The organism is Phenylobacterium sp., assembly GCF_035276905.1.
GTDB lineage: Bacteria > Pseudomonadota > Alphaproteobacteria > Caulobacterales > Caulobacteraceae > Phenylobacterium.
Genome location: NZ_DATELG010000020.1, coordinates 1 through 11,157, shown reverse-complemented (window position 1 = coordinate 11,157; position 11,157 = coordinate 1). Strand labels below are relative to the sequence as shown.

Annotated in this window: 13 protein-coding genes; 9 read left to right on the top strand and 4 right to left on the bottom strand. The window is 69.5% G+C overall.

The annotated features are described in order from the left end of the window. From VJS38_RS00700 to VJS38_RS00675, 6 genes are all read left to right on the top strand, one after another. Positions 1-171: CysS/YqeB C-terminal domain-containing protein (locus tag VJS38_RS00700; RefSeq protein WP_422662120.1), on the top strand; the 171-nt coding region annotated here is incomplete at its 5' end. A 10-nt stretch (positions 172-181) separates the two neighbouring features. After that, positions 182-739, top strand: coding sequence for an SRPBCC domain-containing protein (locus tag VJS38_RS00695; protein ID WP_324086235.1), 558 nt, complete (start codon positions 182-184; stop codon positions 737-739). 163 nt (positions 740-902) lie between these two features. Continuing rightward, positions 903-1,352 (top strand): iron-sulfur cluster assembly scaffold protein, encoded by a 450-nt coding sequence (locus VJS38_RS00690; RefSeq protein ID WP_324086234.1) that lies wholly within the window; start codon positions 903-905, stop codon positions 1,350-1,352. 57 nt (positions 1,353-1,409) lie between these two features. Next, complete coding sequence (yidD, locus tag VJS38_RS00685) at positions 1,410-1,679, top strand: membrane protein insertion efficiency factor YidD (RefSeq protein WP_324086233.1); 270 nt, start codon at positions 1,410-1,412, stop codon at positions 1,677-1,679. After that, the gene (gene thrS / locus VJS38_RS00680; protein WP_324086232.1) at positions 1,676-3,655 is read left to right on the top strand and encodes a threonine--tRNA ligase; all 1,980 of its coding nucleotides are present in this window, start codon (positions 1,676-1,678) and stop codon (positions 3,653-3,655) included. Before yidD ends, thrS begins: the two co-directional genes overlap by 4 nt. Beyond that, a complete protein-coding gene (locus tag VJS38_RS00675; protein WP_324086231.1) occupies positions 3,652-4,590 on the top strand; it encodes a glycosyltransferase family 2 protein in 939 nt (312 codons plus the stop codon). Before thrS ends, VJS38_RS00675 begins: the two co-directional genes overlap by 4 nt. A gap of 43 nt (positions 4,591-4,633) precedes the next feature. Here VJS38_RS00675 and VJS38_RS00670 read toward each other — a convergent pair whose 3' ends face one another. Then, entirely contained in the window at positions 4,634-5,530 is an 897-nt protein-coding gene (locus VJS38_RS00670; protein WP_324086230.1) for a hydroxymethylglutaryl-CoA lyase, read from the bottom strand. Next, positions 5,527-7,221, bottom strand: a complete 1,695-nt coding sequence (locus VJS38_RS00665; protein ID WP_414692397.1) for an ArnT family glycosyltransferase — start codon at positions 7,219-7,221, stop codon at positions 5,527-5,529. The genes VJS38_RS00670 and VJS38_RS00665 overlap by 4 nt, the downstream gene beginning before the upstream one ends. A 55-nt stretch (positions 7,222-7,276) precedes the next feature. On the opposite strand from VJS38_RS00665, the gene VJS38_RS00660 reads away from it, so the two are divergent. Next, positions 7,277-8,002 carry a glycosyltransferase gene (locus VJS38_RS00660; RefSeq protein WP_324086228.1) on the top strand — a complete coding sequence of 242 codons (726 nt, stop codon included), beginning with the start codon at positions 7,277-7,279 and terminating at the stop codon, positions 8,000-8,002. Between the two features lie 311 nt (positions 8,003-8,313). On the opposite strand, the gene VJS38_RS00655 is transcribed toward VJS38_RS00660, so the two are convergent. Together VJS38_RS00655 and phaR are read right to left on the bottom strand one after the other, a co-directional pair. Then, a complete protein-coding gene (locus VJS38_RS00655) occupies positions 8,314-8,634 on the bottom strand; it encodes a hypothetical protein (RefSeq protein WP_324086227.1) in 321 nt (106 codons plus the stop codon). Between the two features lie 69 nt (positions 8,635-8,703). Continuing rightward, on the bottom strand, positions 8,704-9,336 hold the full coding sequence (gene phaR / locus VJS38_RS00650; RefSeq protein ID WP_324086226.1) for a polyhydroxyalkanoate synthesis repressor PhaR: 633 nt from the start codon (positions 9,334-9,336) through the stop codon (positions 8,704-8,706). 145 nt (positions 9,337-9,481) lie between these two features. Between phaR and VJS38_RS00645 the strand changes: the two genes are divergently transcribed. Together VJS38_RS00645 and VJS38_RS00640 are read left to right on the top strand one after the other, a co-directional pair. After that, positions 9,482-10,666, top strand: a complete 1,185-nt coding sequence (locus VJS38_RS00645) for an acetyl-CoA C-acetyltransferase (protein ID WP_324086225.1) — start codon at positions 9,482-9,484, stop codon at positions 10,664-10,666. A gap of 52 nt (positions 10,667-10,718) precedes the next feature. Further along, positions 10,719-11,157, top strand: a 439-nt coding sequence (locus VJS38_RS00640) for an SDR family NAD(P)-dependent oxidoreductase (RefSeq protein ID WP_324086224.1), incomplete at its 3' end; no start/stop codon positions are given.

The following is an 11,157-nucleotide window of genomic DNA, read 5'->3' as shown; positions in this document are numbered from 1 at the left end:
GACGAGGGGGTGAAGGCCAAGGTCGAGGCGCTGATCGCCGCCCGCGCCGAGGCCCGCGCCGCCAAGAACTGGCCGGAGGCTGACCGCATCCGCGTCCAGTTGGCGGAGTTGAACGTAGAGGTGATGGACGGTCCGACCGGGGCGACCTGGCGGATCAAGGAACAGGCCTGACGAAGGAACCATGCCCCTCCAGCCCCCGCCGCAATTGAAAGCCAGCATGTTCGGACGGATGCCCGTCGGCGGTTCCAAGTCGCAGGGAGGAACCCCCGCCGCCGCCCCCGGCCCCAAGGGCGTGCGCGTCGAACACCGGATCGGCGTCCAGGCGCCGGCCGAGGTGATCTGGGAGCTGATCCGCGACGTCGACGCCTGGAGCAGCTGGAACCCGCTCTATGCCAGGGCCAGCGGCAGCCTGCACATCGGCGAGGTGCTCGACCTGGAGGTGGTCCTGCCGGGGATGAAGCCGCAGGCAACCAAGGCGACGGTGCTGGAATGGGTGCCGAACGAGCAGCTGCACTACCAGACCAGGGGTCTGGGCGGCCTGATCCGCGGCACCCGCTACGTCGAGATCGAAGCGCTCGCCCCGGAAAGCTGCATCGTCTCCAACGGCGAGATCATGGGCGGCTTTCTGGGGCCCCGCCTGGCGCCCAGCCTCGGGCCCAGGATCTACCGGGCGATCAAGGGCATGAACGAGGCCCTGAAGGAGAAGGCCGAGTCGATGTGGCAGGAGCGGCAGCGGTAGCCCAAGATGTCATCCCGGAAGCCGCGCAGCGGCTGTCCGGGATCCATAGACATGACGATGCAAGGTGCGTCGCGGGGCGGCCGTGCTCCCCTTCAAAGCTACGAGCGTATGGAGGGGGGGATCTGAAATTGACATCCGCCGCTCGCACCCCGAACTAATCCCCATGATCGACGACCTCTATTCGGCGCAGTTGCTGAAGCTGGCGGCCAACCTGCCGCGCAGCGGCAGGCTGGCTGCGCCCCATGCCAGCGTCGAGAAGGTCTCCAAGCTGTGCGGCAGCCGGGTGGTGGTCGACGTGGTGGTGGAAGGCGGCCGGGTCGCCGACTTCGCGCAGGAGGTGAAGGCCTGCGCCTTGGGCCAGGCCGCGGCCTCGGTGCTGGGCGCGCACGTCCTGGGGGCCACGGCCGAGGAGCTGGAGCTCGCCCGCGACCAGTTCCGTGCTATGTTGAAAGAGGGCGCAAGTGCGCCCGACGGACGTTTTTCGGACCTTTCGATGCTGGCGCCTGTGAAGGACTATCCCGCCCGTCACGCCTCGACGCTGCTGGCGTTCGAGGCCGCGGCCGAGGCCGTCCGCACCGCTGCGGCGCGAACTAGCCCCGCCGGCGCGGCTTGATCCGCAGCGTGCCCCGGCGTAAGCGCTGGGTCTGACGCCTTCCACTCCGCAGCCGGCATGACCTTCTACGAGACCTGCGTCAGAGGCGCCCTGCGCACCTACAAGCTGACGCTTTCGCCGCTGATCGGGCGGCAGTGCCGGTTTCTTCCGACCTGCTCGGAATATGCGGCCGAGGTCCTGGTCAGCCATGGTCCCTGGCGCGGCGCGACGCTCGCCGCGCGCAGGCTGTGCCGTTGCAATCCCTGGGGCGGTTCGGGCTACGACCCGCCGCCACCCCCGCGCCGAGGCTCCTCGGCTCCGACGCGAACCTGGACATGTGAGACATGATCGAACTGATTTTTCCGGACGGGAACAGGCGCGAAGTCGCCGATGGGGCGACCGGGCGCGAGATCGCGGCCTCGATCTCCAAGTCGCTGGAGAAGAAGGCCGTCCTGGTGAAGCTCGACGGCGAGCTTCTGGACCTCGACCGGCCGCTGCCGCACGGCGGGCGCTTCGAGCTTTTGACGCGGGAAAGCCCCGAGGCGCTGGAGACCATCCGCCACGACGTCAGCCACATCCTGGCCGAGGCGGTACAGGAACTTTTTCCTGGAACTCAGGTGACGATCGGACCCGCTATCGAGGATGGCTTCTATTACGACTTCGCGCGCGTGGAGCCATTCAGCCTGGATGACCTCGCCAAGATCGAGCAGCGCATGAAGGAAATCGTCGACCGCGACGAACCCATTCGCCGCGAAGTCTGGAGCCGGGACGAGGCGATCGAGCACTTCAGGTCGATCGGCGAGACCTACAAGGCCGAGATCATCCAGGACCTGCCGCAGGCCGAGGAGATCAGCGTCTACCGCCAGGGCGAGTGGAAGGACCTCTGCCGCGGGCCGCACCTGCCGTCGACGAAGTTCGCCGGCAAGGCCTTCAAGCTGACGAAGCTGGCCGGCGCCTACTGGCGCGGCGACCACCGCAACGCCCAGCTGCAGCGGATCTACGGCACGGCCTGGGCCAGCGAGGCCGACCTCGAGGCCTACATCCGCCGCGTCGAGGAGGCCGAGAAGCGCGACCACCGCAAGATCGGCCGGGCCATGGACCTCTTCCATCTGCAGGAAGAGGCCAAGGGGATGATCTTTTGGCATCCCAAGGGCTGGACCCTTTACCGTACGCTGGAAGCCTACCTGCGGCGCAGGCTCGACGTCGACGGGTACCAGGAAGTCAAGACGCCCCAGATCATGGACCGCACCCTGTGGGAGCGGTCCGGACACTGGGAGAAGTTCGGGACGGCGATGTTCGTCTGCGAAACGACGGAGGGCGAAGAGCTGGCCGTTAAACCGATGAACTGTCCGGGACACATCCAGATCTTCAACGTCGGCCAGAAGTCCTATCGCGACCTGCCGCTGCGCATGTCGGAGTTCGGTTCGTGCCACCGGTTCGAGCCGTCCGGCGCCCTGCACGGCATCATGCGGCTGCGCGCCTTCACCCAGGACGACGCCCACATCTTCTGCCGCGACGACCAGATCGAGGCCGAGACGACGAAGTTCGTGAAGCTGCTGGAGCAGGTCTACGCCGATCTCGACATGGAGCTGGCGAGCGTCAAGCTGGCCCTGCGCCCGGAAGTGCGCGCCGGCACGGACGAGATCTGGGACGTCGCCGAGGCCAAGCTGGAGCGCGCCGCGCGCGCCGCCGGCGTCGAGGTCGAGATGCTGCCCGACGAGGGCGCCTTCTACGGCCCGAAGCTGGAGTTCCACCTGCGCGACGCGATCGGCCGGACGTGGCAGTGCGGCACGCTGCAGCTCGATTTCGTGCTTCCGGAGAGACTCGACGCCACCTACGTCGCCGAGGACGGATCAAAACAGCGGCCCGTGATGTTGCACCGGGCTATCTTCGGCTCCGTCGAACGGTTCATTGGCGTCATGATCGAGAACTACGCCGGCGCCTTTCCCCTCTGGCTGTCGCCCGTCCAGGTAGTGGTCGCGACCATCACGTCGGACGCCGACGATTACGCGCGCAACGTCGCCGCGGCGCTGCGGGCCAAGGGTCTGCGAGTCGAAACGGACCTGCGAAACGAGAAGATCAACTACAAAGTGCGCGAACACAGTCTTGCCAAGGTTCCGGTTATTGCTGTGGTCGGCCGTCGCGAAGCGGAGCTCGGCCAGGTCGCCCTCAGGCGCCTGGGTTCCGATCGGCAAGAGGTTTTGGATCTCGAAGCGGCGGCGAACGGACTTGCCTTACAGGCGAGTCCGCCCGATGTTGCGCCCATCGAGCGAGCCGCTGATTCATCGGCTCGCGAGGCGGTCGGCGTCTTGGAGGCTGGATGAACGGCATCGTCGCACCGCTCGTCGCTGCAGAACCCGCGCTTGCGCCGGACTTTCTGAGGGCGCGCCCCAGCGTCTCCGTCGTCATGGTCGTGTTCATGACCGGACAGGCGCTCGAGCAGAGCGTCGCGTGCGTCCTTGCCGATCCCCTGGTGGACGAGTTCGTCATAGTAGACAACGGCTCCGCGCCTGGCGATGCGGCGCGTTTGCGCACCCTCGCCGAGCGTGACGAGCGGGTCACCCTGCTCACCGGTCACGGCAATATCGGTTTCGCGCGCGGCGCGAATCTCGGCGCGCGGACGGCGCGCGGCGAGATGCTGGTGTTCCTCAATCCGGACGCCTTCCTGCAGCCCGGCTGCATCGCCGAGCTGGTGCGCGAGATCGAGCCCAGGCCGGTGCCGTGCATCGTCGGCGGCCGGGTGCTCAACGCCGACCGCAGCGAGCAGCGCGGCGCGCGGCGCGGCGACATCACCCCGATGTCCGCCCTGGTCTCGCTGAGCCGGCTGGCCCACCGGATGCCGGCGCTGCGCAACTATGAGGTGCACTGGGAGAGCGAGGCGCCGCCGGAGCAGCCGGCCGCGGTGCCGACCATCTCCGGCGCCTGCTTCTGCATGCGCCGCGAGGACTTCGACGCCGTGAACGGCTTCGACGAGGGCTATTTCCTGCACGTCGAGGACGTCGACCTGTGCTGGCGCGTCCGCCAGCAGGGCGGGGCGGTGCTGTTCCATCCCAAGGCCGAGGTGATCCACCTGGGCCGCACCAGCCAGACCAGCCCCTTGCGGGTCGAGTTCCACAAGGGCGTCGGGCTCGCCCGCTACTTCCGCAAGCGCGCGGTGAACATCTCCGAGCGCCTGGTCGCCTGGGCGCTGTCGCCGGTGATCATCTGCACGGCGGTGGCGCGGCCGGTGGTGTGGCGCCTGAAGGGCCGCACGGCCTGAATTCGTCCCTCCCCTTTCCGGTAGCCATAAAGGGGAGGGAAAATCAGGGAAATCCGCCCGCGCGCGTGACCGAGGCCGCCGGCGCCTTGCCCAGCAGCTCCGACACCCAGCGGCCGGCGGCGATCAGCTTCTCCAGGTCATACCCGGTCTCGAACCCGGCCCGCTCCAGCATGTAGACTAGGTCCTCGGTTCCGATGTTGCCGGTGGCGGCGGGCGCGAAGGGGCAGCCGCCGAGGCCGCCGCAGCTGGCGTCCAGCACGTCGACGCCCGCCTCGACGCTGGCGTAGGCGTTGGCGAGGCCGGTGTTGCGGGTGTCGTGGAAGTGCATCCGCAGGCGCGCGCCCGGCGCCGCCTCGCGGGCCAGCGCGATGCGCCGGCGCACCAGCCAGGGGTCGGCGACCCCGATGGTGTCGGCCAGCGCCACCTCGGGCAGGTTCAGCTCGTGGGCGGCGCGCACCACCTTCAGCACCTGCGCGTCGGAGACCTCGCCGTCGAACGGACAGCCGAAGGCGACGGCGACGGTGAGCGTGATCGGCGGGCCGCCGTTCAGCGAACGCTTGGCGGCGATGGCGCGGAGCGCGGCCAGCTGCTGGTCGGTCGAGACGCCCTGGTTGCGCACGCCGAAGCCGTCGCTGGCGCAGACCACGATGTTGGCCTCGTCGCAGCCGGCGGTGACGCAGCGATCCCAGCCGCGCTCGTTCAGCACGAGGCCGATGCGCGAGCGGCCATTCCGGGGCGCGAGCGCCGCGCAGATCTCCTCGGCGCCGGCCATCTGCGGCACGCGCTTTTCGTTGACGAAGGAGACGGTCTCGATCCGCCGCGCGCCGGCGTCCTCCAGCCTGCGGATGAACTCCAGCTTCTGGTCGACGCCGAGCAGCGCCGTCTCGTTCTGCAGCCCATCGCGCGGGCCTACCTCGACGATCTCGATGCGGCGGCTCATGGACGGGCTTCCTGCTCGGCGGTCTCGCGGGCTTCGTAGATCCTCAAGCTCATCTTCTTGCCGGTCGAATAATCCAGCCCCTTCACCTCGCTGACCGGCAGGGCGGCGACGCCGGCGGCTTTCAATGCGGCGAGGAAGGCCGCCTCCTGGCGCCCCTCGACCACCGCGGGACGGTTCTCGGCGATGGCTTGGGCGGCCTCCTGCGGGGTGTCGAGCTCGGTGGCGGTGCCCAGCGCGAAGACCAGGCTGGGCTCGGCGTAGCCGGTGACCGCCACCGGGGCGTCGGCGATGCCCTGGCGCGGCAGCAGCTGGGCCTTCTCCATCGCCGCTTCCGTCCGCGCCGACAGCCAGAGCGGCGACAGCCGCGGCGCCAGGCCGGCCAGCAGCGCCGCGTGGCCCAGCACGCCCAAGGCGACCGCGGCGATGACCCCCTCGCGCGGTTTGCGGCGCGCCAGGAACCAGGCGCCGGAGAGGCCGGCGCCCGCCAGCAGCACGGCGGCGAAGATCGCGACGGCGGCGTCGCTCGGCTCGCCGTAGGCGTGCACGACGTAGAGGCTGGCGGCGGCGAGCAGCAGGCCGAAGAGGGCGCTCAAGGCCACGCCGGTCCAGCGCGCCCTGGGGCCGATCGGCTGGACCAGGGCCGCGCCCGCCAGCCAGGCCAGCGCGCCGTAGGTCGGCAGGGGATAGTGCACAAGCTTGGTCGGCATGGCCTCGAACACCAGCCAGGAGGGAATCAGCCAGGCCAGCGCGAACCGCACCCCCGGCTCGCGCCGGCGCGTCCAACCCACGACCGCCGCGGCCGGCAGCAGCAGGGTCATCGGGAAGGCGAGCAGCGGGGCCAGCAGGGTGTGGTAGCCCGGCGGCGCGCCGTGGGTCTCCTGGCCGCCGGCGAGCTTGGGCGCCAGGTCGCCGCCGAAGGCCGCGCTCCAGAAGGCGCCGTCGGTGGCGACCGTCACCGCTCCGGCCCAGGGCCCGACGATGACGGCGACGATGATCAGCCCCCACCACCACTTCATCCGCATCAGCCAGCCCGGCCGGCGGTCGAGGAGCGCCAGCAGCACGATCGCCAGCGCCGCCACCATCGGCCCGATCGGGCCCTTGACCAGGGTCGCCAGGCCGATCGCGGCCCAGAACAGCCAGACCGCGCTGCGCGGCGCCGGCGGCCCGTCGCGGGCGGCGGCGTAGATCCGCCCCAGCGCCGCCATGGCCAGCGTCGTCGCCCCGCAGAGCACCGCGTCGGTCTTGGCGATCATCGCCTCCGTGGAGAGCAACAGGGTGGCGCCGAGCAAGGCGCCGGAGAACAGCCCCGCCTCGGCGCCGAAGAAGGCCGCAGCGCCCCAGGCGCAGGCCGCAGCCGCCAGCATGGCGCCCGCCAGCGACGGCAGGCGGTAGGCCCAGATGGCGCGGGCCTCGGGGTCGGAGACCAGCGAGACGCTCAGCGACTGCAGCCAGTGGATGCCGACCGGCTTCTTGAACCGCGGCTGGTCCTGGAAGCGGATGACGACGAAGTCGTGCGTCTCCAGCATCTGCGCCGTGGCCTGGGCGAAGCGTGATTCGTCGCGGTCCAGGGGCGGAACCGCGATCAGGCCCGGCAGGCCGGCGATGAAGGCGATGAAGGCGGCCAGCGCCGGCCCCCGCCAGCCGCGGCTCGCCCGCGCCAATCGTTCTTCGAGTCGCGCATGGGGCGTCATGCGCCGCTGATAGCACGATCCTTTCCTATGCGGCCTTTTCCGCTATGGGAGGGACATGGCTCCTGCGCCCGACATCTCGGTAGTGATTCCCGTCTTCGACGAAGAGGGCGCCGCGCCGGCGCTGGCGCGCGAGGTGGCCCGGGCCTTCGCCGGCCGGAACTTCGAGCTGATCTTCGTCGACGACGCCAGCCGCGACGGCACGCGCGGCGCGCTCAAGGCGCTGAAGGGCGAAATCCCGCAGTTGCGCGTCCTGGCGCACGCCAAGAACGCCGGCCAGAGCCGCGCCATCCGCACCGGGGTCCTGGGCGCGCGCGGCGCGGTGATCGTCACCCTCGACGGCGACGGCCAGAACGACCCCGCCGACGGGCCCGCCCTGGTCGACGCGCTGACGGCCGGTCCGCCGGAGCTGGCGCTCGTCGGCGGCGAGCGGGTCAAGCGGCAGGACAACTTCGGCAAGCGGATGGCCTCGCGGTTCGGCAACGGCGTGCGCAAGCGGCTCCTGAAGGACACCGCCAACGACACCGGCTGCGGGCTCAAGGCCTTCCGGCGCGAGGCTTTCCTGCGGCTTCCCTATTTCGACCACATCCACCGCTACCTGCCGGCGCTGATGCAGCGCGAGGGCTACCGCACGGAGTTCCGGGCGGTGAACCACCGCCACCGCCAGACGGGCCGTTCGAAATACACCAACCTCGGCCGCCTGTGGGCCTCGCTGTCGGACCTGTTCGGCGTGATCTGGCTGCAGTCCCGCGCGCGAAATCCTGGCGCGGTGGACGAGGGGTAGGGGGAGGATCTAACTCACGTGAACGCCGTGAAGATCAGGGCGACGAGGGCGATGTCGAGGACGCGGAAGGCGAGCTGCATGCAAGCCATGCAGCAAGAGCGGCGCCAGCCGCGCGCCTAGACCATTCGCCGCCGAAGTGGAGGCCGGTTCGGCGCAGCGAATGGTCTAACTTCAAGAACTTATGAGCCGCATCCGTTGAGCTTGCTCTACGCCCACTCTCCCCCGCGAAAGCGGGAAGTTGGTGGGTTACCCTGCATAGCCGCAGAGGGCCCGGCTGGGGCGCCTTTTGCTCAGCAGGAACTGCCGGTGGGTCAGACGTCGGTCTTGGCCTGGCCGCCCTTGCGGGCGCGGCGGTCCTTCGAGCCGGACCATTCGATGCGGTTGTAGCTGGCCTGGGCTTTGTCGATCACCGCGGGGCCGCCGCGCAGACCGCGGCGCTCGTTGTGCTGGCCGAGCAGCTGCGCGTCGAAGGTCGCAGCGCCCGGCGGGATCGCGGCGGCGGGCGGCACGGTCCGCGGCGCATCCACCGGAACCGGCAGGCCCGCGGCGGAGCTCGCCTTGGCCTCCTCGACAGCCTTGCCTTTGCGTCTGGGGCCCGCGGCGCGGCGAATGGGATCGATCGGCGACGTCATGCGGCGGTCATCCTGCCGGTCGAGAGTTTAAGGAACGCTCGACGTCCGGAATCTCAAGGCTTGAACGGTTCAGCTCTTCGACGCCAGCTTCTCGATCTGCGCCTGCATCTCCTCCATCCGCTTGCGCAGCTCGGCGACGGCGTCCTCCTGGGCAGCCTCGGTCTTGGGCGGCGCGGCGGGCGGGGGCGGCGCGGTCGCCGCGGCCTGGCCGGCCTTGCCGAAGGCGAAGGGCGAGAACATCTTCATCGCCCGGTCGAAGAGCGCGAGGTTCTGCCGGACCTGATCCTCGTAGGCGCCGACGCCGGCGCCGATGCCGCCCGTCGGGGCCAGCGCCGCCAGCTGGTTGCGCAGCTGCTCCTGCTGCTGGGCGAAGGTCGCCAGCGACAGCTCCAGATAGCTCGGCAGGAAGGCCTGCATCGAGTTGCCGTAGAAGCCGATCAGCTGCCTGAGGAACTGGATCGGCAGCAGGCTCTGCCCCTGGCTCTCCTCCTCGAAGATGATCTGGGTCAGCACCGTGCGGGTGATGTCCTCGTTGGTCTTGGCGTCGTAGACGACGAAGTCGACCCCCTTCTTCACCATGTCGGCGAGGTGTTCGAGGGTGACGTAGCTGGACGAGGCGGTGTTGTAGAGCCGCCGGTTCGCGTACTTCTTGATCACGACCCGCTCGTCCTGCGGGGCGCCGGTGTCCTGGGTGCTCGCCATCCCAAGTCCTTGTTTTTCAGCGGCCATCGGATTCGTGACCGCATTCTGCGGTGCAGTATCGCGGATGCGAGCTTAATATGAAATGGCCGACGTATTCAGCTACGGCCAACATCCAGACATCAAGCCTCGCCTTAGGAGCCTCTAGATGAGCGATATCGTCATCGTTTCCGCCGCCCGCACGCCAGTGGGGTCGTTCAACGGCGCTCTGTCCAGCGTGCCGGCGCACGATCTGGGCGCGACGGCCATCAAGGCGGCGGTCGAGCGGGCGGGGATCTCCGCCGCCGAGGTCGACGAGGTGGTGCTGGGCCAGGTGCTTCAGGCCGGCGCCGGCCAGGGCCCGGCGCGCCAGGCGGCGATCAAGGCGGGCGTGCCGGTGACCTCGCCGGGCTGGTCGCTGAACCAGCTCTGCGGCTCGGGCCTGCGCGCGGTGGCGCTGGGGGCGCAGCAGATCCAGGACGGCTCGTCGAAGATCGTCGTCGCCGGCGGCCAGGAGAGCATGAGCCAGTCGCCCCACGCCGCCCAGCTGCGCAACGGCGTCAAGATGGGCGATTTCTCCATGATCGACACCATGATCAAGGACGGCCTGTGGGACGCCTTCCACGGCTACCACATGGGCCAGACGGCGGAGAACATCGCCGCCCGCTGGCAGATCACCCGCGAGGATCAGGACCGTTTCGCCGTCGGCTCGCAGAACCGCGCCGAAGCGGCCCAGAAGGCGGGCAGGTTCGCCGACGAGATCGCCGCGGTGACGGTGAAGACCCGCAAGGGCGACGTCGTCGTCGACCAGGACGAGTATATCCGCCACGGGGTGACGCTGGACAGCATCGCCGGCCTGAGGCCCGCCTTCGCCAAGGACGGCTCGGTCACCGCCGGCAACGCCTCGGGCATCAACGACGGCGCCGCGGCGGTGGTGCTGATGAGCGAGAAGGAAGCCGAGGCGCGGGGCCTGAAGCCGCTGGCGCGCATCGCCTCCTGGGCCCACGCCGGCGTCGAGCCCGAGATCATGGGCACGGGCCCGATCCCCGCCAGCCGCAAGGCGCTGGAGAAGGCCGGCTGGGCGATCGACGACATCGACCTGATCGAATCCAACGAGGCCTTCGCCGCCCAGGCGCTGTGCGTGGTGCGCGACCTGGGCCTGGATCCCGCCAAGGTGAACGTGAACGGCGGGGCGATCGCCATCGGCCACCCGATCGGCGCCTCCGGCGCCCGGATTTTGACCACCCTGCTTCACGAACTGAAGCGTTCCGGAGCAACCAAAGGTCTCGCCACCCTTTGTGTGGGTGGCGGTATGGGTGTCGCCGTCTGCGTAGAAAATCTGCATAAATCGTAGTTGAGGGGCGGACGCCGCTTCCGGCGCCTGCCTCGGACAGGGAGGCAGGCGCATGGCCAGGGTGGCTTTCGTGACGGGCGGGACTCGCGGCATCGGTCACGCGATCGTGGAGCGGCTGAAAGCCGACGGCATGCGGGTCGCCGCTGGCTACTCCGGCAATGAGGAGGCCGCCCACGCCTGCGCGAAAGACCTCGGCGTCATGGTGGTGAAGGGCAACGTCGGCGTCCTGGAGGACTGCCAGCGCGCGGTCGAGCAGGTCGAGGCCGAACTCGGGCCGATCGACGTGCTGGTCAACAACGCCGGCATCACTCGCGACGGCGCCTTCCACAAGATGACCCCGGAGCAGTGGGGCGAGGTGATCCGGGTCAACATGGACAGCCTCTACAACATGACCCGCCAGGTGATCGAAGGCATGCGCGAGCGCAGCTGGGGCCGGATCATCAACATCTCCTCGGTCAACGGCCAGAAGGGCCAGGCCGGCCAGACCAACT

Coding starts and splice junctions, on each gene's coding strand:
- VJS38_RS00690 (WP_324086234.1), top strand. CDS start 903: ATGATCGACGACCTCTATTCGGCGCAGTTGCTGAAGCTGGCGGCCAAC.
- yidD (WP_324086233.1), top strand. CDS start 1,410: ATGACCTTCTACGAGACCTGCGTCAGAGGCGCCCTGCGCACCTACAAG.
- VJS38_RS00655 (WP_324086227.1), bottom strand. CDS start 8,634: ATGACGTCGCCGATCGATCCCATTCGCCGCGCCGCGGGCCCCAGACGC.
- VJS38_RS00645 (WP_324086225.1), top strand. CDS start 9,482: ATGAGCGATATCGTCATCGTTTCCGCCGCCCGCACGCCAGTGGGGTCG.
- VJS38_RS00675 (WP_324086231.1), top strand. CDS start 3,652: ATGAACGGCATCGTCGCACCGCTCGTCGCTGCAGAACCCGCGCTTGCG.
- VJS38_RS00660 (WP_324086228.1), top strand. CDS start 7,277: ATGGCTCCTGCGCCCGACATCTCGGTAGTGATTCCCGTCTTCGACGAA.
- phaR (WP_324086226.1), bottom strand. CDS start 9,336: ATGGCGAGCACCCAGGACACCGGCGCCCCGCAGGACGAGCGGGTCGTG.
- VJS38_RS00670 (WP_324086230.1), bottom strand. CDS start 5,530: ATGAGCCGCCGCATCGAGATCGTCGAGGTAGGCCCGCGCGATGGGCTG.
- VJS38_RS00695 (WP_324086235.1), top strand. CDS start 182: ATGCCCCTCCAGCCCCCGCCGCAATTGAAAGCCAGCATGTTCGGACGG.
- thrS (WP_324086232.1), top strand. CDS start 1,676: ATGATCGAACTGATTTTTCCGGACGGGAACAGGCGCGAAGTCGCCGAT.
- VJS38_RS00665 (WP_414692397.1), bottom strand. CDS start 7,221: ATGACGCCCCATGCGCGACTCGAAGAACGATTGGCGCGGGCGAGCCGC.